The organism is Olivibacter sp. XZL3 (assembly GCF_004368405.1).
Lineage (GTDB): Bacteria > Bacteroidota > Bacteroidia > Sphingobacteriales > Sphingobacteriaceae > Olivibacter.
Genome location: NZ_SBJH01000011.1, coordinates 108,480 through 131,015, shown reverse-complemented (window position 1 = coordinate 131,015; position 22,536 = coordinate 108,480). Strand labels below are relative to the sequence as shown.

Sequence of the window (22,536 nt, the reverse complement as noted above, 5' to 3'; positions counted from 1 at the left end):
CTATTTATGCCAAAGTAACACTTCTTAACATGATGCTTTTCCTTGTATTCATTTTTAAAGTTTCAAACTAACGATCTGTTTAAATTTTTTCATTATTGGTGATGAAGCTGTCATGATCTAATCATTCCTCGGTGTGATTTTGGCAGATCATGACGGTTTCATAAAGATGCTCCTGTTACTTTGTAAAGTAACAAAATATCCGCCTATTAACTAAGATCGAACTATTTATATAATAACTGTTTTTTTCTGCTCAATTAAACGACTGCCTGAATCCCAAAGGTGAAAGATTGGTTTTACTCTTAAACAGTTTACTGAACGATTGCGAATGTTCAAAGCCTAATTCGTAAGCAATTTCACTAATGGATAAATTGGTGGTAGATAATAATTCTTTCGCTTTCTCAATCAACTTATTGTGGATATGTTGTTGTGTACTTTGTCCTGTGAGCACTTTGAGCAGCGTACTTAAATATTTTTGGGAAACATGCAGCTGTTCTGCGACGTCTTGAACGGAGGGCAAACCTTTTGAGATTAGCTCTCCATTGTCGAAATAATGATTTAAAATTTCCTCCAGACGATTCAGCAGCTGATGATTGGATTTTTCTCTTGTAATGAATTGACGGTTGTAGAACCTTTCAGAATAAGCCAGCAAAGTTTCTATTTGTGAAACAATGATCTGCTTACTAAACGTGTCGATATGTCCATGATATTCCTGTCGGATGTTATCAATAATTCCATTCAGTATTGCTTCTTCTCTTTCGGATAAGAATAAGGCTTCGTTTATGGCATAATCAAAATATTCGTACCGCTTAATTGCTTTTGCCAACGGCGTATTCCACAGAAAATCGGGATGGATAAGCAGTATCCAACCGGAACGGCTTTGGGTGGAATGAAGACGCTGCTCAATACTGAAAACTTGGTTAGGGGCGATGAAACTCATCACACCTTCATCAAAATCGTATTCCTGTTGTCCGTACTTCATCTTGAAATCGAGCCCCTTTTTCAATGATATCTGGAAAAAATCAAAGACCCAGCTTTTACCGTTAATTGCTGCCGAACGTGGAATTTTACCAAAATCAATAACGCTGATGAGCGGATGTTCCGGTTGCGGTAAATTTCGGGATCTATGAAATTCACTGACGGTTTTTAGTCGGACAAGCGATCTGTTTTCCATAGTTAAATGTAAGTTTTATTACATAATATTTCCTTTTGTCATTGCCTCTCTCGGTAATGACAAAAGGGTGCTTTGGGATTCAAAAAAAAATGAACACGGTAAAAATTTTAGAAATAATTTTCCTGCATATCTTGCAATAAGCCGATGTGTGTAGGTTTCCAAGCTAGTTGTTCCTGTGTTTTTGTTCCGATAGCGGCACCTTCAAAGGTGATGAAACGGCCCATCCAGTCGAAATGCTTTGCAATTCCTTCTCCTGAAACCGACTGAATGGGGAGGTCCAACTGTTTACCAATCAATTCGGCAATTGCCTTGGTCGGGATGGCATTATCAGCCACCACATTGTAAATCGCTCCTTTTGCAGCTTTCTCGAGCGCCAATCGGAAGGCTTTCGCCGCATCAAGACGATGCACGGACGACCAATGATTTTTTCCATTTTCAGGATAAGCCGAAACACCCTGTTTGCGAGCTTGAGCGATGATGAACGGAATAAAACCTTTATCGCCTTTGTCGTGAACAGACGGGGGCAAACGAAGCACCGAAGCGTGTACACCTTTTTCTGTTGCCAATGCCAAAGCGGTTGATTCAGAGGTTCGTGGCGAATTTTCAGCCGAGCTTCCTTCTCTTATAAATCCGTCGATGGGTGGCAAACCCAACATACCGGAAGTTACTACCATTGGTTTTTCGGTGCCTGTCAGAACATCGCCCATGGCATTTATCGCTTTCCTGTCGACTTCGCCAGCTTTTAGATATTGAGTAAAATCGTGAATAAAAGCGGTGTGAATAACACCGTCTGCCTGCGAGGCGCCTTGCTTTAATACGTCCAGATCCTCAAGTGTTCCCAATAAAACTTCTGCATTGGCTTCGCTTATTTTTTTTGCAGATTCTTCGGTCCTAGCTAAACCGATCACCTGGTGCCCTGCATTTATTAATTCGCTAACTACCGCAGAACCGATGAAGCCGGATGCTCCTGTTACAAATACTTTCATCTTTTAAATGTTTTGGTTGATGCAAAGTTCTGTAAGCCTTCGGAAAGCGGTGTAGCCGAAAGTCAGGTTGTTGTAGCCGAAAAGGAAACAAACAATGCTAGCGGTTAACTGAAGTTTAATTGTGTTTAAATAAGGCTTGCCGATCTAGCTCTCGGAAAATGTAATTAGTCTATCTGATGGGAATCTCCGACAAAGATCGATAAATTAAAAACCGATGTTTGCCTGCTGTGAGAAGAACGATGTGGTGGTAAAAAACATAAGCCGAGTGAAAGCTCGACCTATGTTTAAAAAGAACGAAAGAGGCTGATAATCTTTCTTATATACGAGCATAAACTGTACTGAATAGTGCTAATAAGCACATTTCAATTACAGACTTTTTCTCCAAGTCTCTTCTCCTCTTTCCATCTTATCAAGGGTAGTTTGATACTGATCTTTATCGCCTTCTGATACTAAAGCCAAGGCATTTTTTTCTACCGCAATCGCCTCGTCTTTTCTTCCCATTTTGTAGAGCAAATTAGCATAGGTATCCAGGAAGGTGGGCTCTTTACTGTTAGTGGCATCTATGCTTTTTTTACTCCAAGCCAATGCGGCAGCAATGCAGTCTGGATCTTCGCAATTTTCGAAAACAGTCCATGCAAAGCTATTCAGCATTTGCGGATTTACGTCGGCACCATGCTTTTCCATATAAGCAACTACCGCGGGTTGAAAGCTATCCCAATCTTTTCTCATTTGGTATACCTGAAGTTTAAGTAAGTCGCCTTGCTTGCCAATATCGACTTTTGGATATTTCGCTTGGGCCACCGTAAATAGTGAGTCAACATTCGCGGTTGGTGTACGCAAATAAGGATATACCTCCTCCTGCAAAATAACCTGTGCTAATAGATCCCCTGCCTTTCCTTTTCCTAGAACGGCATCGACCTTTTCGGGTTCGTTGAGCATAAGCTGAAAGCCTTTGCTATTACTGCTGTTTATAAACTTCCCTAAGAACTCCAAATTCTCTTTAGTATAAAGATTGCTTTGTGTAGCTAAATAGGCTTCAGATATCTTATTCGCGTTTTCCTGGTCATAGGCACCTTGCGCGGCTAGAGCCATACGACGTAAAAATTCTGGAGAACGGTCTCCTTCATCATATTTTTTAAGTAAAGTATAATATTGGGTTTCTGGGTGAAGCGCATTTTCTGTGCGAGCTATAAAATTATCAGCTTCATCACCGCCAACTAGGCGATGCACGATTTCTCCCGAAGGGGCGAAGACCAAAAAAGTGGGATAAGCACGGATGTTATATTTTTTGTTCAGCTCTTCTGCCACAGGATAATAGCTTTTAACATGCTCGCTGTCTTTATCGGTCTTATCGAACTGTATGCCTACACTCACAAAATGGGTATTGAAATAATCGCCGACTTTCTCTTGTGGGAAAATTGTATTAGCCATATATTTACATGGACCGCACCAAGTGGTATAACAATCAACAAAAAGATATTTGTTTTCCTTTTTTGCCTTGGCTTTAACTTGCTCCCAGCTCATACCTTCTTCAAACCGGGTGCCCTTTTCCTGAGCGCTACTGAAAAGCGGGATCAGTAAAAGCATGAATAACGTTTTTTTCATAATCTTATTTATTAATAGGGGTATTTATTGTTATAAAGTTTAAATCGTTCGAGTTTATTATGAACGGCCCTTTCATCAGCGACTCGGTAGTGCTTTGCATGCCTATATAAATATAAAGATATTCTGTTTTTGTCGCAAATATTGCGTCATAAATAACCAATTACGATATTATATTAAGCGCCGCTTACCCTTAAAAAGGAAACGGCGGCGCCTAAGGTTAGTTGCCAAACAGTTCGGCAAGTTTGTGAACGATTACTTCTTCGTCTGCGGTAGAAGCCAAAATTTTTCCCTCTTTGTCAAGCAACACATAATGTGGGATCGTATTAATCATATAATCGCTGATTACACGTGCAGGCATACCTTTTTTAGGAAATTCATCGATCACTTGTTTCCAAGGCATTTTTTCTATATCCATGGCCTTGATCCAATTTTCCCAATTGTTATCGTTGGATACACTCAATATATCGAAGCCCCTATCGTGGTATTTTTGGTATATAGATTTCCAATGGGGAATCGCCTGACGGCAGGGATGGCACCAGCTTGCCCAGAAATCAAGCATTACATAGTTTCCACGCGTGGATGAAAGCTTAAGTTTAGTACTATCTGGTTGTAAGAGCGTAAAATCGGGGGCGGTTTCGCCAGGCTGAACGGCCTTTAGTTTGGCTCGCGATTTGTCTAACCGTTGGTAATATTTAGAAGCCTTTGCTTCGCCACTAAACATATTTAACGTGCTGTCCAAAACGTTATAGGGCATGTCATGCGAAAAGCGAAAAAGTTCATTGAATATAAAAACGCCGGCAACGGCATCAGGATGCGCTGCGATATAGGCATCAAGTTGTTTTTTCTGCCATGCTTGTTGCCTGCTTCGCACGGAATCCATTTCAGCTCTTATGGCATATTGTGCATCAACATCGTCGCCTACTGCTTTAATTTTTTCGTTAAGCTGCTTCAAAGCCAACTCAAACTGCTGCTGCCCCGGGTGGTCCTGAAATGCGCTCCACGCATCAAAATTTGGAGAGCCGCTCTCTGTGTAATTTTTTATTTGTGCATGTTTCCCTCTTCCGTAGGCGGTATAGTCGAAGTGTGTGGCATCTGCGGTATCGGCGTTAATTTTTAAGTGCCTGTTTTCTACGAAAATTCTAAAATTCCAGTTACCCGGTTCTATCTGTATCCCCATCATCTCTGGGACTTTCACTTTTCCTGTCAGTTTAAAACGTCCTTTTACTATTTCAGCGCTATCTACGGCTTCGCTACTCCGATCCTCTTCATTGTAGGATATCAGCTTGATCATGCCTGTATCAATGCCTTGCAACTGTCCTTCAATAACATAGTTTTCTAAGGTATTGGAGTTGCAGCTCGCTAAGGCCAATAGGGTTAAAATGTTTAAAATATGTATTTTCATGTTTATGGAATTTGACTGATTTTATTATTACGGTTGATTTCATCTTGCGGTATCGGAAGAATAAAGTTGCGTTTCGATTTGATGTTCGGTTGGATGCTTTGAACGGTTGCTAAAGGAAGCCTTCTCAAGGCGAACCAATCGGCACCATTTTCTGAAACGAAATTTTTCATTTCTTCCTTTACAATTAGCGTTTTCAAATCCGTTGCGCTGTTGGTTTGTTCCACTGCCGAAAAATCACTAATACCTGCATGGCCCATCACCGTTTTCAAAAGTGCTTTTGCTTTATTTAAATCAGCACTAGGTGCCATTGTGAGCGCCTCGGCCTCCAATAAGTAGGCCTCCGTTAGGCGAAAAGCATAACAGTAGTCGGCTAAAGGCGTTTGCACAGCGTCGACCACGTTACCGGAATAGTATTTAGTGATTTCATTGAGGTTGCCATAATTGCGCCCATACACCGTTGCCCTTTGATCATCTTTATATACCCAAGTTTCCCTCGGATCGTCTTTTAGTAAGCTCACCAAGGTGTCAGTCGCCGGGAATGTGCCGGAATATTGGTTGCTTTGAAATTTATAGGTTTGGTTGCCATAGGGTTGCACACCTAATATGACTTCTTTACTCGCAAAGCCTTTGCTTAAAAAGATATCTTTGGTATTGGCTTCCAGCTCAAAAGGTCCGTTCGTAATCACCTCGTCAGTTAATCTAATCACTTCCTGATAGTCGCCTTCCGAAGCCCGGTTAATCAACACTCGGGCTTTGAGTAACTTTGCTGCCGATATATTTGCATAATAAATCTGTGTGTTCAACGCAGGTAAATTGGCAATTGCCTCATCTAAATCGGCCAGTATAGCCGTATAAACATCGGCTACCGAAGAACGAGGCAAACTGATCTGATCGGGCGTTACAAAATCCTTTCGCAGTATAATTCCGTGAGGGCTAGCCACGTCATCGTACTGACCGAAATATTGCAACAGGATGTTGTTCCCAAATGCTCTTAAGAATTTTGCTTCGGCCTGCATCTGCATTTTTGTTGCTGCGGGTATGGCGTCTACAGGTTCTATATTTTTTAAAAAGCCATTTGCTGCATTAACGAGGTTATAGCCATACGTCCACATCCTGCTGACGACGCTACTGGAGGCCGTAAGCGCATGTGCATACACCTCGTCATAAGTGACACTGGTCTGCAGGCCACTTAGCTGTGAAGGGAGCACTTCATGAATGCTGGTCCAAAGGATATTGGGAACGGAGTTGTTGTCCACCCCAGCATTGGCGAAACGGTAATAAACACCATTTAAAACGGTGTTGGCGCTTTTGGTGTCGACAATAACCTGACCATCCACCTCAGTGGTTGTGGGATATACATTGAGTTGTTCCTGACAAGCCGTAGCCAATAAACAGCTAAGTAAAAGAACAACATAGTGGCTATAATTAATCTTTTTCATGTTTTAGTTAATCTTATTTGTTAGAATCCTGCTTTTAGTCCTAAAGAAAAAGTCCTTACTGTCGGATAATTGCTCACATCAAAATAACCACCGATTGCGCTATACGGATCATTAGATGTTTCTGGATCATTCCCTGGATAAGCGGTAATGGTAAATAAATTAGTTGCCGAGGCAAAAACACTAGCCGATTTAATGTTTGCCTTATGGAGCCAGTTCAATTTACTAAGGTTATAGTTAAAGGTTACTGTACGCAGTTTAAGATAAGAAGCATCAAAAAAGTCAAGATTAGATTTATAATAAAAGCTTCCATTTAACATGAGTCGAGGCACATCGGTATCCGGATTTTCGGGAGTATAACGGTCTAACATCGCTACATTCGCGTTGGAGGTACCGACAAATTTCATGCTGGAAACATGATCGCCCCATAAAAGCTTGCCTCCCTGTGAAAAGGTGAAATAGAACTGAAGGCCAAACTCTTTATAGTTGAAATTTTGGTTGAAACCACCGTAATATTTTGCAGCGGCATTGCCTAACACCGTATTAAAATCCGGATACTTACTGTCGGGGCTAGTCGCTTGCAATTGATACATCACATCGCCGATGCCGAGATAAGGGAACAATGACCTTCTGCTGCCTAATTGTTCTTTGTAAGCGTTTAGATCCTCTTCATTTCTAATCAGTCCCGTCACCGTCAAGCCGGTAATCAGTCCCAAAGGTTGTCCTTCAATCAAGGTCGTATTTCCGTATTCCATGCCACTTAAGTTGCCAACCTGACTTAAATCGGCGTTAACATCCAATTTGGTGACTATAGATTTGCCCCAAGTTACGTTAATACTGGCATTCCACTTAAATTCGCCGCTGCGGAGAATATCTCCGCTAAGTGCTACTTCTAAACCTGTGTTTTTTATTCCAACGGCATTTCTGAGCAGCGAGCTATAGGAGCTACTCGGTGCAACAGGCAAAGATAATAACGCACCATCGGCACGCTTATCGTAATAATCAACCGTAGCCTGTAATCTATTGAATAAGGCGATGTCTATTCCTAAGTCTGCTTGCTTAGCGTTTTCCCATTTGATGTTTTCATTGCCCAATTGAGTGGGTACTAAGGCGCTAGATCCAGCGTAGGAGTATGGGCTATAGAGTGTACGGTACATTTGATCCCCAATGTTCTGATTGCCTGTAAGACCGTAACTCCCTCTTATTTTAATATCGTCTATCCAATTGCTTTCTTTGAGAAAGTTCTCTTGCGACATGCGCCATGCCAAGGCTCCCGATGGGAAATAGCCCCATTTGTTGTTAGTGCCAAACTTGGACGATCCGTCGGCACGCCCGGTGAAAGTAAATAGATATTTGTCTTTAAAACCATAATTTGCCCTCAGGTAAAATGATAAAAGATAGCTTTGTGGCCTGGAAGGATCGTCCCCTGTTACCCGTATCGGCTCTACTGCCGACGAAAGATTATTTAATACATTGTCATTCGGATAGCCGGTGGCAGTCGCGCTAAAAAAGCTGGTTTTTCGCGTCTCGTAAGAAGTTCCTGCAAGGGCATTGATTGAATGATCTTGTACAGTTTTGTTATAGGTTAAGGTGTTTTCTACAAACCAGTGCGCCAAACGGCTGTTGGAATTGCTGCCGATACCGCTATCACTGGTTACATTGCCGTAAAAGCTTCCTATACTGACGTAGCTTGGGGTATAATTGCGTTGATTATAAGTTTGCATATTCAAAGATGCCACGCTTTTGAAGGTGAAGTTGTCGCTGAACTTATAAATGCCCGATAGCGAACCTAGGAGGTTAAATGTTTTGGCATTGTTTGTTGCTGTCAATAAAGCTGTCGGGTTTAGGAAACCCTCATAAGAAGCGCCTAAGGCAGTAAAATCGGTATAGTTTCCGTTTTCATCGTAAGGAGCAAAATCGGGCCGTGCCCTTAAAGCCTGTCCGTAAGCCCCATTTCCAATGTCTTGGTCGGTATACCCGAGTAAAATATTGGTAATGAAATTAAATTTGGAGCCGATTTCATTGTCCAGATTCAGTTTGCCAGAAACCCTTTGATAACCGGTGTTGTTTACTACGCCAGGCGTATTATTAAAGGCTACAGAACTGAAATATTTGGAATTCTCGCTACCGCCCTGAACGGAAAGTTCACCATTATTTGCAATTTTGCTATCGGTTACTTCATTGATCCAATCGGTATTGCCATTGCCAAAAAATGTTTCGGGGTTATTTAGTATGGCATTACTATTGGCAGGGAGCGCTAAACCTAATGGAAGCCTAACATCGGCATCAGCCTGTGCCGCCTCGGTAATTAACATCCGATACTGTGAAGCATTCAATACATCAGGGGTAACCGGTGTTGTAAAGGTGCTGTAATAGCTGGCGTTAAATAAAGGCTTCATTCCTTTTTTACCCTGTTTAGTGGTAATTATAATAACGCCATTGGCCGCTTTAGAACCATAAATAGCGGTGGATGAAGCATCTTTGAGAATACTGATGGACTCAATGTCATCGGGATTGAGCCCGCCGATGTTGTTTAATCCGTTGACAAAAGAGGTAGATAATCCAGCCGCCACGCCACCTGACCCTGTAACACTGTTTCCGACTGGGCTGCTGATGTCATAACCGGGCGATTCAAAATTACTTTGTATCTGTACTGGAATGCCATCCACAACATATAAAGGTTCGTTCCCGCCCAACAGAGAAGTTGATCCTCTTACCCTGATCCGCACGGCACCGCCAGGTGTACCGTCACTTTTGGTAATCTGCACCCCTGGTGCCTTACCTGCTAAGGCATTGTCAATTGTAGTGAAAGGAACATCTTCAATATCTTTTGCCGAAACAATTGACACCGAGCCCGTCAGGTCTTTCTTTTGTGTGGAGCCATAACCTACAATTACCAGCTCATTTAATTGAGATATGCTTGGTTCTAATTTTACGAGCATCTGTTTGTTGTCGGTTATGACGACTTCTTGTGTCGTGTACCCCATGTACATTACAGACAGGACCTGTCCGTCCTCAGCGGGGATACTAAAAATGCCAAAGTGATTGGTTATGGCGCGGGCGTCTGTAGATTTATTCACAACGGTGGCACCGGCTATAGGCTCTGCATTCTCATCGATTATTTTACCGTGCACCACGGAAGCCTGCAAAGCGGAAGGAGGTGTTTTTTCTGTTGTTTTTTGTGCATCTTCTTTGATTGTTACGATTCTATTGTTTAAAACGTAAGTTAATGGTTGATTTTCAAAGCACTTATCAAGTGCATCGGTCAGGTCCATATTTTTGATGTCCAATGTGACTGATTTTGCGGTTGCAATTAATTTGTCGCTATATACAAAGTCATAGCCGGTTTATTGTCTAAACTGCTTAAGCACACTGCTAAGAGGTGTATTCTTAACATTGATGGTAACCTTTTGCTGAAAAGGTAGCGCATGGATGTGAAACATCATGCTCATTAAGAAGAGGGCGATGAGTGGAACACGCATCAACCTATTTTTACCGCTACTAGGTGTGCTATGTTGTTTCTGAACAGATGCTTGAACAGCACCTCGGGGTGATTCACGTCTTTCTTTTAGAGAAAAATTCATAATTTTACTAGTGTTTAGGCAAATGAAGTTTTAGACTTGAAAATCGAACTTCATTTTATTAAATTGTTTCAGGGTTTGGCCTTATAAAAAGGTTGATTACTCGATGAACATTAGACAGCCAGAGGTAGTGGCATACCTCTGGTTTTTCTTTCTACTGTTAGTTAGAATCTTTACTTTATTTTCTTCCTTTCATATGTTGTAAATTTTAATAATGAAAAATAACTAGTTGTATTCGCTGAAGTATAGAAGAAGCTAGCTTTTTAGTTTGAAATGACTATCTTTCTTCCTTCCATTTTAAACGTGATTTTGCCCGTGGATTGTAAACTTGTTAACACTTCCGAAATATGCGCTGATCGGGAAATCTGGCCGCTAAAGGTTTCATGTTTGTCGAAATTAGGATGATAAAACACTTCTACATCGTACCAGCGCGCAATTGTCCTCATAATTTCCGCAATAGTTTGTTCGTTAAAGACGAAGTCGCCAAGTCTCCAACTCAATGCCTCATCCATATCACCTTGTTTAACAGTTATCCCTTTTTCTGAGCAGATAGACTGTTCGCCAGGTCGTAACAGTTGTCTTACCTTCCTCTGTTCAACCACAACGCTTCCCGTTATCAGCGTGGTTGTTGTCTTTGGTTCATTGGCGTAAGCCTGTATATTGAAGCTCGTTCCTAGCACTTTAACGTGTTGATCTTCGGTTTCAACTATAAAGGGGTGTTCTTCATCTTTCGCAACTTCAAAATAGGCCTCGCCATCCAACTTTACCCAGCGAAAGCCATGATCATCTGGGGCCGTCGAATACGTCAAATTTGACGCAGCGTTTATCCAAACCCGAGATCCATCTGGCAGTTGAATGCAATAGGTTTCCCCTTTAGCGGTGCTGAGGGTGTTTGTTTTAAATCGGTTCGAAGCGGACGGTTCCACTTCATAGTTCAGTTGACCATTTAATGTTTTGGTGATTTTGATACCGGCTTCTTTGGCCAGTTCTCCTGCATCCGCTTGATTTAATTTGATTTTTTTGCCGTCTGACAATGTCAAAGTTGTCCCTTCCTCGGTTGGAATTTTATCACCCGGATAAACGGCTTTAGGTATATCAGACGTTGCGGCCGACTGATACAAGTAAATGAAGCTCCCTACAGCAAATACAGCAACAACCGAAGCAGCAGCAATAAGGCGTCTGATTGTAAATTTTCGAATGTCAGTCATTTCGCTTTTTTGCATTTCCGATAAGAGCGGGTTATAAATACGCGATTTAACCAGCGATGGATTGTCTGCCTCAGGATGGACAAAACGCTCATCGTCGTATGCGTTGAACCATTCATCAAATTCCAAGCGTTCATCATCTGAAATTGTGCCGATTTTCAATTTATGAGCAAGCTCTTCAATGCGGTGGTCAGGCTTTTTTTTCGACATCTCTATGTATTTTACCCTATTAGTCAGTAAAAATGCCGGTACCCCTTGCTGTTTTGGGAAATTTTTTAAAAAAAACGGAAAAAACTATCGATTTGTAAAGATTAACAGCGGCAAGGATTTTTATTTAGCGCATCAGTATTCGTAAAACGATAACCATGGGGTAAATTAAGCTTAAATTCTTTCGAATATCTCTCAGGGCACGGGTAATGTGTCCCTCAACGGTCTTTTCTGACATGCCCAATGTTGTTGCGATTTCTTTATTGCTTTTACCTTCGTCCCGGCTCATGCGGTAAACCATTTGGCATTTTTTAGGGAGCTGTTTAACCGTTTGCTCAATACGCTCCATAAGTTCTGCTTCAAACATGTACGCTTCGGGGGAATGGACGTATTTGTTTTGATAATCTTTAAGTTCTATAGTGGCCAAGTTTTTATGCGTGTAGCGCTTATCTAATCTGTTGATAATCTGATACTTGATTGCTGTGGATAAATATGCCGATAGTTCACTTTTTAAAACTAAAAGATGTCGTCTTTTCCATAAACTTAGGAAGACGTCCTGTACGCATTCTTCGGCCTCTTGCTGATTTGATAAGCGATTCACCGCCACGGCAAGGAGTTTTAGCCAGTACCGATTAAAAATCTCGGTCATGGCTTCCTGTTGGTCCCGCTGACATAACAAATTCACCAGTTCCTGATCAGAGCACTTACTAAAACGTCGCATTTCGAATGCTAATTTAGTTAAAAACAGCAAAACACTTTAGATATTTTACATGTGCTGCCAAAAAAGGGCAATTTACAGATGCATACGAAGAAAAACATTGATTTTATTGTGTTTCAATGTCTCAAATTTTTCTATTCCTAACTTGTCCTGCTTGCTGGAAAGCCTGAGGCCGTCAAAATATGGATTTTCTTGTCCAAAGTACTTCTTGCCGAAAAATGAACGGGCTTATAATCCGTGTTAAAGAGACGAAGGAGCTGCCACGTGTATATTAAGTGAAAGGGGCTGTCAAAAAGCAGGAAGCTTTTAGGCAGCCCTTCTAAAAGGCCTCGCCATTGAAGACATAAAAGTTTGCTCCCTCTTTAGTAAAGCCGACATCAAAACGAATATAAATATCCTTTTTGGGAAACAGTAAATAGCGCAAGCCTACACCGACGGCGCCTTTAACGTTCCTTGCTTCAAAGGCGCTAAACTCGGGCGCGGCGGCTCCTGCGGCGGCAAAAACGGCAGCGCCAAGCCTTTTGCTGAAAGCAAAGGGGAGGAGGCGATATTCTACCTGCGCAGCGAGGGCATGTTTGTCCCGGAAGCGGCCGAGGTAATAACCTCTCATCAATCGATCACCGCCGACTTGTGCCAACTGGTTGAAGGGTACGTCTCCCTGCGTGAAATTGCCCTTAATGTGCCAGGCCAGCACATCCCTTTTTCCTATTGGATGAAAAGATCGGAATTCGAGATTGAGGCTGCCAAAATTATAATCACTTGCGAAGCCGTCAAAGTTGCGGAGATAAGCAATTTCTCCAAAACTTCCTTTGCGAACGTTCAGCACATTATGTCGATCATCATATACCAAGGCCATTCCTAAACCGAGGTTGCTGGTTCCTTCACCCCCTCGTGGAATCGGATGGGGATTACCTGCTGATGGTTGCTCAAAATCAACGCCGGTAATCAGCTGATAATCGACTTCGGGGCCGAAGAAAAAGTTTTTGTAGAGCTTTCGCAGCACGCGCTGTCGGAACAACACGTTAAAAGAGTTTACCGATGCTGGGTTGTGTTCGGGCGTGTTAGGCCCGATCCCATAATACAAAAGCGGAAATTGCTGTATCTTCGTTTCGCCAAGAAAAAACCATCGATCCTGATCGCCATAAACAGCGTTTTCCAGAACAAGTCCGTATTGCCCCTTAAAAGTAAAGAAGGTAAAAGCTTGCAGCTCACTGAGGCGATTTAAGGTGTCGTTATTAGCATAGAACAGTTTCATAATTGAAGCCCCTAGCTCTATGCCGGTTTCAGGAGCGCTTGCAAAAGTCGGATATATAGTAAGTGTTGCTTGCTCAGCCTGCGTGGTATCGTTAATGATCGAATTCACATACCGCTTTAGCCAGGCTTCTTTTGGTCTTTGTGCATTTGCTTGGGGTATGAGAAGTGGAAGGAAAAAAAGGAATGGTAATAGGTGCCGACTAACAGCTATATGGGCGCTTTTTATCATAGAATCCAAGTCTGATTTGCTTATTGCAAACCTGTTTTTAGCAGGCAAAATAGTCAAATTTGCTTAGTGTGGGGTAAAAGGGATCGCTATGCTGCAAAATATGCGCAAAAAATTACTTTGGGAAGACGATGCAAAGGAGCTGCGACTTATGAATTTACTCCGCTATTCCTATAGCAAGGCTTCTGATTTTAATTGTTGTTTTTGAAAGGCGTTCCTGAAAGGCAGGGAAAACGCTTTTATCTCTTAAGGTGATGTTTACCATAGTCGCTCTAGGCGTATTGTCAGGCCGGATATAAGCAGGACATGGAAAGACCTGAATAGCGATTACTTCCGGAAAGAGCAGAGCCTTTCGTAACAGCGATATCTCATGGTGTTCCTCGAGTTCTAGCAAGATATGAAAAAGTTGTGTGGCTGTGTCTTTTTGAGTGATTGTACTTTTTGCAGTACCACAGCCACACAATAAAAGCATACCTATTAGAATTGGGAAGACGTGTCTTCTTGTTTTTTTCATCCCAAGTTAATGCTTTTTTTCTTATTCAAAGATTTCCGCAAGCTTTTTGCCCAGCTCCTCACCCCTTAGGTCGACCGCGACGATCTTTCCTTCGGGGTCGATCAGGAAGTTTTTAGGGATCGATCGGATGTTATACATAGTGACCACGTCTCCACTCCAATATTTCAAATCTGAAACCTGCGGCCAGGTTAACCCATCTTGGTGAATCGCGGCTAGCCACTTTTCTCTATCGCCTTCTCTTTCCAGCGAAACTCCCAATATTTCCAAACCTTTTTTCTGGTATTTTTGGTAATTAGCGATGTAGTTGGGATTTTCCTTTCGACAGGGGCCGCACCAACTTGCCCAGAAATCCAGCAGCAGGTATTTACCTCTAAAATCTTGTAAGCTTATCTGCTTCCCGCTGGTATCGGGAAGAGAAAATACAGGCGCCAGGGAACCAACCTGCGTATGCTGGCCTGCTGAAATTTTTTCGCGTAAATTTTGGGCGAGCGCTGTCTCCTTAATTTTTGGTGAAAATGCCTCGAAAGTCTGTTGAATCTCCTTCATGTCGGATTTCGAGTCGATATTGTCCGACAGTGCGTTCAAACTCGAATAAGAATTTGGATGGGTTTTGGCGTATTCGAGTGCATGCTTCTGATAGGTAAGTGACGCCGCGCGTAGGCGTTCCTGAAGCGCCTCAATTTCCTCCTTCGGCTGCTTATTCTGTATGCCGAACACCACCAGCGCATTCAGCATTTCAACGTTCTCCTCATCCTTGGACATGAACTTTTTATATTGTTGAAAGTCGGCGTTATAAGGGCCTCCTTTTACCTTTGCGTATTTCACGGAGTCGGTTGCAGTGATATGGATTTCGCCATTCTCTAATCGGAGCTTCAATTTGTCTTGGAACTTTCCATCGGCGTATCCAATCCCTTTATTGTCTAGAAAAAACTGAGCGATCACGGGCCCGGGGGCCGTGCCTTCAAATACATATTGTCCATTTTTTAATTTGACGGTTTCGAAAAAGGGTTTGATTCCTTGATAATACACGAGGTGTGCCTCATTCTGCTCCGTAACATTCGCAATTTTAGCAATCACCTTATACTTTTGTTCTTGGGCGAAGCTTATCCCTGTCGAGCTTAAAAGAAAGGCTAAGCTTATGTTGAACAGGTTTATTAGCTTGATTGTCTGTCTGCCGCTCTGATGAATTATAGTTGTTTTCATGATTAGTAACCTTGATTTTGTTGTAAGTTGTTATTCAGTTGTATTTGAGTTAAGGGAATCGGGTATAAGACGGCTGTTGCGGTCCACGTTGGCTTTAGTGTACTTAGCACAGCGTCCGCGGTGTGGGTGCGTTTTAAGTCGAACCATCGATGTCCCCATTCGCAATTGAATTCGATCCGTTTTTCTTGTGCAATAGCGGCGAGGGTTTCCTGTTGTGTAGCAGGGGCGATAGCCGGGAGATCGGCCCGATGTCTCACCACGTTTAAATCGGCATGTGCACCGTTTAGGTTATTCAATGCTGCCCTTGATTCCGCGCGGATCAAATATTGCTCGGCTAGGCGCAAGGCGGTGTAATATTCCGCATTTGCTCCCGTTGCCAGACTGGTATATTTGTTAGCATAGACGTATTCGGTGCCATTATAGTCAACTGAAGACGTCCAAACGGATTTACGGGCATCGCCAGGCTCAAACGCTTGTACGAGCTGAGGTGTTAGGTAAAAAGTAGGGATCTTTGCCACTGGGTTAGGCAATACCTGCGCGGCATAATCGGTATATCCCGACGGGGAATTGTAAAACTGGAAAATGGCTTCTCTACTGGAGGAAGAAAAGACGTCCCCGAGAGCTGGCAGTTCGAACAACGCGGGGTTGTTTATTACCACAGTAGCTTCGCTTTCGGCCTCTGCCCATTGTTGGCGATAAAGGTAAACCCTGGCTAGTAAGGCGCTGGCCGCCCAAGTGGTGGCCCGGGTGCGACTCTGGCCGCTCTGGAAATAATGATCCGGCAAATTTGCTTTGGCAACTTGGAGGTCTTCCACCAGCTGATCGTAAATTTCTTCGCTCCGAGCGTTTCCCAATACGGTATTATGGTCGATATCGGTCTCAGTTATGAGCGGAACGTCGCCAAAATAATTCACCAAGTGGAAGTAGCAAAAGGCTCTTATAAACCTTGCCTCGCCAAGGGCCTGCGCCCTGAAGGAGTCTGACACTGCCGTTGAGGTTTGCAGGTTGCTGATGATATTATTAGCGATATAAATGATGGCATAGTTGGTAGACCAAATATTATCGAGGTAACTCACGTCGGGGGTAAGTCCATTGTTAATAAAGGCGTCATATGTGTTTCCTAAATACCGAAACTCGTCTGCACTCATGCCCGGGAAGGTGCTGGAATACGATAAATAAACGCTGTTGTTTAAAAATCGGGCATACATACCAGTCAAATTCTGCTGTACACCCAGCGAATCCTTAAAGGTTTCAGATGCCAATATCTGTGCGGTGGGCGGATTTATTTCAATTAGATTTTTGCACCCAGGGATCAAGTTGACGGAAGTGATGATGGCGACGATAATCGCTGATCTTTTCAAGTTTAATGTCTTCTTCATAAGTTTTCCTTAAAGCGTTGTTCTTAGTCCTATTAAAATCACCTTCATGGGCGGTAATGCATTAAGCGTTTCGGGATCCAAGCCCTTATAACCTGTTAAGGTTACTAGGTTTTGACCTCGTAAATAGACTTGCAATGCGTTCATTTTTATTTTTTTCAGCCAATCGGTTTTGAAATTGTAGGCAATGGAAAGGTTTCGTAAACGCAGATAGGCTGCGCTTTCCCAGGCCTCGTCTGATCCAATATAATACTGCCATGCGTTCGAGGAAGGCGTCCCGGTGGTTGCGGTATATCGGACCGGGATGTCTAACATGCTTTCCGGTACATTATAGCCCATACCCGGTCGCGTGGCGAGTCCAAGATCTCCCCGTGTTTCATCACGTACGGTGCCCTGTATCAATATATCGATCTGAAATCCTTTGTAGGTAATGGTATTGCTGATCCCTCCGTATAGCTTTGGATCCCTGTTCGCTGAGCCCGTGCGGTCGCCGAGTCCGTAGGCATTTAGTCCTGATGAAATCACGCCGTCCTGATTGGTGTCTGCGACGGTGGCAATTCCATCCACAAAGCCTGTGAATTGATATAGAGGAACATAGTTTAGCGATTGTCCGACAACGTATTGAGAGGTGTAGTAGGTGTTGTCAATGTTTGGAAAGTCGATCAGCTTATTTTGAGGTAAGGTGAGATTGATGGAGGTCGACCATTTCAAGTCGGATTTCTGCACATTCACGGTGCTGAGCTCGAATTCTATCCCTTGGTTCTGCACGGTAGCCGGCAAATTGGCTGTATAACTTGAGAAACCTGTTTGGGATGGGATTCTGATTGTTCCAAGTAAGTGATTGGATCGATTGCGGTAGAGGTTGGTTGTGAATAAGACGCGATTATCGACAAAGCCCAGATCCAGAGAGAGATCGGCTTTCTTGGTTACCTCCCATTGCAAATACGGGTTGGCAACCCTGCTGGGAGCGTAGCCGGTTGTGGGACCGTATGGCTGGCCGGCCATATAAAAGGCATCATATAAATAATCCTGTATTCTATCGCTACCGATGGAGCCATAGCTTCCCCTGAGTTTACCGAAGCTCAACCAAGGAATGGTTTGCTTGATAAATTCTTCTTCAGAGAAGATCCACGCGGCGCCCAAGCTTCCGAAATTACCGAACTTTCGGTTTTCTCCGAACCTCGAGGATCCGTCCCGCCGGAAATTAGCATTTATCAGATATTTATCGGCATAACGATAAGAAACCTTGGAGAAGCCGGAAACATATTTATAATCATTGCCTGCGGATGTTTTGACAAACAGATCGATGGCATTTAGGCTTCGAGCCAATTCGATGGTAGAGAAGCTACCGTACACGTAGTAGGGCTGCACGGTTTGCGTTTGCTGCCAGGTACCGCCTACCAGCGCCAATAAGTTGTGCTTCCCCCAGGTACGGTTGAAATCAAGCTGCGGCTCTACCAAATAAGTTTGGATGTAGTTGTTATTTAGCGTGGACGTTTGTAGGTTGTTACTCGTCGGGTTTAGCGCAGATGAAGGGGTAATGATGGCACCGTTCACTTCTATTTTATTATAGCCGGCGTTTGCTTTGATTTCCAGTCCGGGCAAGACCGTATAGTGAAAAGAAGCGTTGGCGATAAAGTTTTCTGATTCCAGGTTATTGATGATGTTAAAAGCAGCCAGTGGGTTGGTATAGCTCGGTGCAAAATGTAGACCTCCGTTATCATCATAAAGCGGATAGTTTGGAGGCAAGCTATAATTCAGGTAATTGATGGTATAGTTAGGGATTGTATTGTTATCTAGGTTGTAATTAACGGAGGCGTCCATGCCGAACCTAGCATCAGCACTTTTATGTTGCACAGACAGGTTGAATTGCTGTGCATTGTCTTTTGTTCGGGATTGATAAATAGAAGACTGCGACCGGATATTTGCGCCCAGTCTAAACTGGGTCTGGGAATTTCCTCCAGATGCGCTAAGGGCGGCATTGGTCATCTGAGCCGTTTCGCCCGCGATGAGTTCGCCAAAATCGGTATCCATATCGGTGGGCCACGAAAGAAGATCCGGTGCGTTGGTGGCCGTTGGCGTTACGCCGTCGTTCTCAAAGGCTTGTCGTCGGATGTTTAAGTATTGTTCCACCGAGGCCATTTTTACGAGATTAGTAACCCTTCCGTTACCGTGGGAGAGGTCGACCGTTACTTGGGTGTTCCCAACATGTCCTTTTTTGGTTGTAATCAGTATGACGCCCGCGGCTCCTCTGGAACCATAGATGGCCGTTGCATCTGCGTCTTTCAGTACCGATATGCTTTCAATGTTTTCTGGATTGATGGTGTTGAGCGGACTGAAGCCTACCTGTGCCATAAAACCGCCAACAGATTGCTCTACCTGCTTGCTGTCAAAAGGCACGCCGTCGATGATGTAAAGCGGCTGCGTGGTTAAGGAATTGAGACTATTCTGCCCGCGGATGTTCACATTGATCTGAGATCCCGGATAGCCGGAATTAGCGGTAATAAAAAGTCCCGGTACCTGCCCTTGTAAATTTAAGACGGGGTTTGATTGAGGTTGACGTTCGATGCTGACTCCGCTCACTTGATTGGAAGAGCCTGTGTTGAAACGACGTGTCGTATTTCCATAGGCGATAACCTGCACTTCATCCAGCTTACTGTCACTTTGGCTAAGGATGATACTTTCCATTTCAGCGCGGGCTACCACTTCTTTCTTTTGATAGCCCAAATAGGAAATGATCAAAAGATCGCCTTCATCAGCATTTTTTATGCTGAATTCGCCTTGGCTATTGGTTATCGCCCGCGCGTTTTTGTCTTGTATCAGAATGTTGACACCTGATAGCGGTTCGCCTTTATCGTTTATGATTTTACCATTGATGTCGATAGTAAGGTGTTTCTCGACCGGATTATTCGCGCTTTCCGCTTTTTTTCTGGTAATGACAATGGTTTTTTCGTCAATGGTGTAAGTTGCCTGTTGGTTCTGTAGGCATGCATTCATTACCTCGCGTAATGCTGTTTTTTCAAAGTTTGCATCGATTTTTTTATGGGGGTTTAGTGCCGAGGGGAGGTAAAATACATCATAGCCCGTCTGTTTTTTTATCTCATCAAAGACGCTGCCAATGGTTACATTGCGTTGCTTGAGGGTTATCTGTTGCGCAAATCCGATGGCACTAGCCTGCATCATGGTGATGAAAAGGGCCAAGGTTGTTAATTTCATAAAGAGCAGGATTTGGTGTATACGGGCCTTTGCCCTGTATATGCGTTGGTAAACCTTATTCATTTCGTTTTAGGTTGCGACAAGACTTAGGGGATAGCCGAAGACCTTCAATCTTGCTTAAATTCGCAAAATTGCCTAAGTTTGACTGTCTTGTTGATCAAAAATTAATTAAACACTTCATTTGGTTAGGCAAGCCATTTCCGGACTCCGATTGCCGTCGGAGTTCGGTTTTTTGAGGCCGATTAAAGTTTTACGTAGGTATTTCTCCTTTTTTTTTCATGGTGTAATTTGTTTGGTTAATATGAGTAAATGATCATTTTCTTTATTCCACTACGATCTCTCTTCCCTTAACGGTAAAGTGAAAGGCTCCCGTCAATTCCATTTTCTTGAGTAACTGCTCAATGTTGCTATATTTACTGATGGTACCTCCGAGAAGTTCTTTTCGGAGCGAAGGGTTTTTATAGCGTATATTTACATTATACCAGCGCGCTACTTCCTTCATTCCCATTTCCAGCGTTTTTTCATTGAACCGGAAATATCCGTCTTTCCAAGCGGTGGCATAGGTGGTGTTTATGTTGGTGATTTGTACGATATCGCCATCATTTACAGCTTGTTGTCCGGGTTTGAGAACCACGCTTGACCCTTTCAGTGGAGTTACCTGCACACTGCCCTCCAGTAAAGTTGTTTTGAGGTCTTTTTCGTCGTTGTAGGCATTCACATTAAAATGGGTACCTAACACTTTTATTTCCTGTCCTTTTTTGCCCTTGTTTCCTCCGGTTGCCGGAAAATGCTCTGTTGCCACTATGAAGGGGCGGGTATGGTCCTTTGCGACCTCAAAGTACCCTTCACCCGTCAGCTGAACTCGACGTTCACGCTTGCCAAAGCTAACCGGATATTTCAGGCATGAAGCGGCGTTTAACCAAACCGTACTGCCGTCTGGCAGGCGAACCTGGTATTGCCCCCCGTGTGGTGTTTCTATCGTGTTATAGGCATCGGAGGTTGACTGCTGATCGCTTTCTTTTACCTCGTAAATCAATTGCCCATCGGCGGCCTTGCTGATCTTTACACCGGCCTGTATGGCGATGTTTCCGTCGGCAGCATCGGTGAGGGAAATGCGATTGCCGTCGGCAAGCGTTAGGAAAGCCTTATTGCTTCCGGGTGTGATCAGATCCTGAGCCAGTTGTTCGGTTTTTTGTAGGCGGCTCTCTCGCAGGTAATAAAAGGTGCCCGCGCTTAAAGCGAAGAGTATTAGTGCGGCCGCCAGTACATTGCGTAAGTATAAAGGTCCTTTAGTGCGTTCGCTTCGGTGGGCCGACGGTATTGACTCCTTATAGATCTGTTGGTTGATGTTGCGGAGTATCCGGTCTTGAGATTGCCTCTTTTCTGCAGCGCTCATTCCCGCCGCATATTGCTGGTACGGCGGAAATTTTTCGTACCATTCGTCCAGCTCCAGCATATCAGCCTCCGACGCTTGCCCTTTGGCGTAGCGCTCCATAATGCTTAAAATATGCTGTTTATATTCCTCTTCGCTCATGCTCATATACCCAATACTCGTAGAAAAAGCATGTTGGTTCTACTCTGAAGGCAAATAATCTTTGTGTTTTTTGTAAACGACTGATTGTCAATGTTATTCTTTTGTTAAGAAATGGTTATTTTAAGAAGATGAACATACCAATCAACAGGAAATCGAGCTGGTTGTCCTTGAAGTCATGTCGGAGGATCTGTAAAGCTTTGTGGATGTGCTTTTTTATGGTACTAATGGAAATTCCCGTACGATCTGATATTTCTTGATGGGAAAGCTGGTGGAAGCGACTCATGATAAACACCTCTCGACATTTATCCGGCAACTTGTCAGCGGCATGCAATACGCGTTGTTTCAGCTCCTTCAACTCCACTTGCTGATCCGGTGCTGCTAGGGCGAGCTTATGCTCTTCGATCAATCCTTGGAGACGCTGGTAGTATTGCTGTTGCAATCGGTAAGCATCAATTACCTTATATTTCAGAGCCTGCTTTAGGTAGGCTTCCAGCGTCGATTTCGGATTTAGGTCTTTACGGCGGAGATATAGATTCACAAATATTTCCTGTACGACTTCCTCGGCATCTTCGCGCGAGCGTAGGCGCTGGTATGCGGCGTCGGCCAATACCTCCCAATACCGATTATATATCTCGGTAAATGCAGCATGATCGCCAAGGCGCAAAGATGCAAGCAATTGTTCTTCATTACAGCGGTGATAAGCCGACATAGTCTTTACTTTTAGATACGAATGTAAGTAAATGTTATAAAAATGTGAAACGTAAATTCTTTGATTGGGTTTTAACGGCTATTTTGCTTGTTCTTAGTTCCTTTTTTTTAATGATTTTGGCTTGCTTTGGTTGTTTTGTGCGTTTTTGATGTTATCCTTTTTGTTTAGTTGTTTGTTTCGTCGATTGAATGCG

Annotated in this window: 15 protein-coding genes and 1 pseudogene; all 16 read right to left on the bottom strand. The window is 43.3% G+C overall.

From position 1 onward, the window contains the following. Positions 1–250 precede the first annotated feature (250 nt). Entirely contained in the window at positions 251–1,171 is a 921-nt protein-coding gene (locus EPX21_RS05385) for an AraC family transcriptional regulator (RefSeq protein WP_134088646.1), read from the bottom strand. Positions 1,172–1,278: 107 nt separating this feature from the next. Next, a complete protein-coding gene (locus tag EPX21_RS05380) occupies positions 1,279–2,157 on the bottom strand; it encodes an SDR family oxidoreductase (protein WP_134088645.1) in 879 nt (292 codons plus the stop codon). Positions 2,158–2,523: 366 nt separating this feature from the next. Next, entirely contained in the window at positions 2,524–3,762 is a 1,239-nt protein-coding gene (locus EPX21_RS05375; protein WP_134088644.1) for a thioredoxin fold domain-containing protein, read from the bottom strand. Between the two features lie 217 nt (positions 3,763–3,979). Beyond that, entirely contained in the window at positions 3,980–5,164 is a 1,185-nt protein-coding gene (locus EPX21_RS05370; protein WP_134088643.1) for a TlpA disulfide reductase family protein, read from the bottom strand. A 2-nt stretch (positions 5,165–5,166) separates the two neighbouring features. After that, positions 5,167–6,603, bottom strand: a complete 1,437-nt coding sequence (locus tag EPX21_RS05365; RefSeq protein ID WP_134088642.1) for a RagB/SusD family nutrient uptake outer membrane protein — start codon at positions 6,601–6,603, stop codon at positions 5,167–5,169. Between the two features lie 20 nt (positions 6,604–6,623). Beyond that, the gene (locus EPX21_RS05360; RefSeq protein ID WP_255502010.1) at positions 6,624–9,734 is read right to left on the bottom strand and encodes a SusC/RagA family TonB-linked outer membrane protein; all 3,111 of its coding nucleotides are present in this window, start codon (positions 9,732–9,734) and stop codon (positions 6,624–6,626) included. A 69-nt stretch (positions 9,735–9,803) separates the two neighbouring features. Beyond that, positions 9,804–9,929: pseudogene (locus tag EPX21_RS23215) on the bottom strand (STN domain-containing protein); the annotation flags it as partial. Positions 9,930–10,444: 515 nt separating this feature from the next. Beyond that, complete coding sequence (locus EPX21_RS05355; RefSeq protein ID WP_134088640.1) at positions 10,445–11,596, bottom strand: FecR family protein; 1,152 nt, start codon at positions 11,594–11,596, stop codon at positions 10,445–10,447. 124 nt (positions 11,597–11,720) lie between these two features. Next, entirely contained in the window at positions 11,721–12,314 is a 594-nt protein-coding gene (locus EPX21_RS05350) for an RNA polymerase sigma-70 factor (protein WP_134088639.1), read from the bottom strand. Between the two features lie 316 nt (positions 12,315–12,630). Continuing rightward, complete coding sequence (locus EPX21_RS05345; RefSeq protein WP_134088638.1) at positions 12,631–13,794, bottom strand: BamA/TamA family outer membrane protein; 1,164 nt, start codon at positions 13,792–13,794, stop codon at positions 12,631–12,633. A gap of 154 nt (positions 13,795–13,948) precedes the next feature. Continuing rightward, complete coding sequence (locus tag EPX21_RS05340) at positions 13,949–14,305, bottom strand: hypothetical protein (RefSeq protein ID WP_134088637.1); 357 nt, start codon at positions 14,303–14,305, stop codon at positions 13,949–13,951. 21 nt (positions 14,306–14,326) lie between these two features. Beyond that, the gene (locus tag EPX21_RS05335) at positions 14,327–15,508 is read right to left on the bottom strand and encodes a TlpA disulfide reductase family protein (protein WP_134088636.1); all 1,182 of its coding nucleotides are present in this window, start codon (positions 15,506–15,508) and stop codon (positions 14,327–14,329) included. A 2-nt stretch (positions 15,509–15,510) separates the two neighbouring features. Continuing rightward, complete coding sequence (locus EPX21_RS05330) at positions 15,511–16,887, bottom strand: RagB/SusD family nutrient uptake outer membrane protein (RefSeq protein ID WP_134088635.1); 1,377 nt, start codon at positions 16,885–16,887, stop codon at positions 15,511–15,513. Between the two features lie 9 nt (positions 16,888–16,896). Then, a complete protein-coding gene (locus tag EPX21_RS05325; protein WP_166670680.1) occupies positions 16,897–20,100 on the bottom strand; it encodes a SusC/RagA family TonB-linked outer membrane protein in 3,204 nt (1,067 codons plus the stop codon). A 322-nt stretch (positions 20,101–20,422) separates the two neighbouring features. Beyond that, positions 20,423–21,634, bottom strand: a complete 1,212-nt coding sequence (locus tag EPX21_RS05320; protein ID WP_166670679.1) for a FecR family protein — start codon at positions 21,632–21,634, stop codon at positions 20,423–20,425. 115 nt (positions 21,635–21,749) lie between these two features. Continuing rightward, a complete protein-coding gene (locus EPX21_RS05315; RefSeq protein WP_134088632.1) occupies positions 21,750–22,343 on the bottom strand; it encodes an RNA polymerase sigma factor in 594 nt (197 codons plus the stop codon). Between the last annotated feature and the right edge of the window lie 193 nt (positions 22,344–22,536).

Bases quoted from the DNA above. Each gene is read 5' to 3' on its own strand.
- EPX21_RS05350 (WP_134088639.1), bottom strand. From the start codon at position 12,314: ATGCGACGTTTTAGTAAGTGCTCTGATCAGGAACTGGTGAATTTGTTA.
- EPX21_RS05345 (WP_134088638.1), bottom strand. From the start codon at position 13,794: ATGATAAAAAGCGCCCATATAGCTGTTAGTCGGCACCTATTACCATTC.
- EPX21_RS05380 (WP_134088645.1), bottom strand. From the start codon at position 2,157: ATGAAAGTATTTGTAACAGGAGCATCCGGCTTCATCGGTTCTGCGGTA.
- EPX21_RS05335 (WP_134088636.1), bottom strand. From the start codon at position 15,508: ATGAAAACAACTATAATTCATCAGAGCGGCAGACAGACAATCAAGCTA.
- EPX21_RS05355 (WP_134088640.1), bottom strand. From the start codon at position 11,596: ATGTCGAAAAAAAAGCCTGACCACCGCATTGAAGAGCTTGCTCATAAA.
- EPX21_RS05340 (WP_134088637.1), bottom strand. From the start codon at position 14,305: ATGAAAAAAACAAGAAGACACGTCTTCCCAATTCTAATAGGTATGCTT.
- EPX21_RS05330 (WP_134088635.1), bottom strand. From the start codon at position 16,887: ATGAAGAAGACATTAAACTTGAAAAGATCAGCGATTATCGTCGCCATC.
- EPX21_RS05365 (WP_134088642.1), bottom strand. From the start codon at position 6,603: ATGAAAAAGATTAATTATAGCCACTATGTTGTTCTTTTACTTAGCTGT.
- EPX21_RS05375 (WP_134088644.1), bottom strand. From the start codon at position 3,762: ATGAAAAAAACGTTATTCATGCTTTTACTGATCCCGCTTTTCAGTAGC.
- EPX21_RS05370 (WP_134088643.1), bottom strand. From the start codon at position 5,164: ATGAAAATACATATTTTAAACATTTTAACCCTATTGGCCTTAGCGAGC.
- EPX21_RS05325 (WP_166670680.1), bottom strand. From the start codon at position 20,100: ATGAAATTAACAACCTTGGCCCTTTTCATCACCATGATGCAGGCTAGT.
- EPX21_RS05315 (WP_134088632.1), bottom strand. From the start codon at position 22,343: ATGTCGGCTTATCACCGCTGTAATGAAGAACAATTGCTTGCATCTTTG.
- EPX21_RS05385 (WP_134088646.1), bottom strand. From the start codon at position 1,171: ATGGAAAACAGATCGCTTGTCCGACTAAAAACCGTCAGTGAATTTCAT.
- EPX21_RS05320 (WP_166670679.1), bottom strand. From the start codon at position 21,634: ATGAGCGAAGAGGAATATAAACAGCATATTTTAAGCATTATGGAGCGC.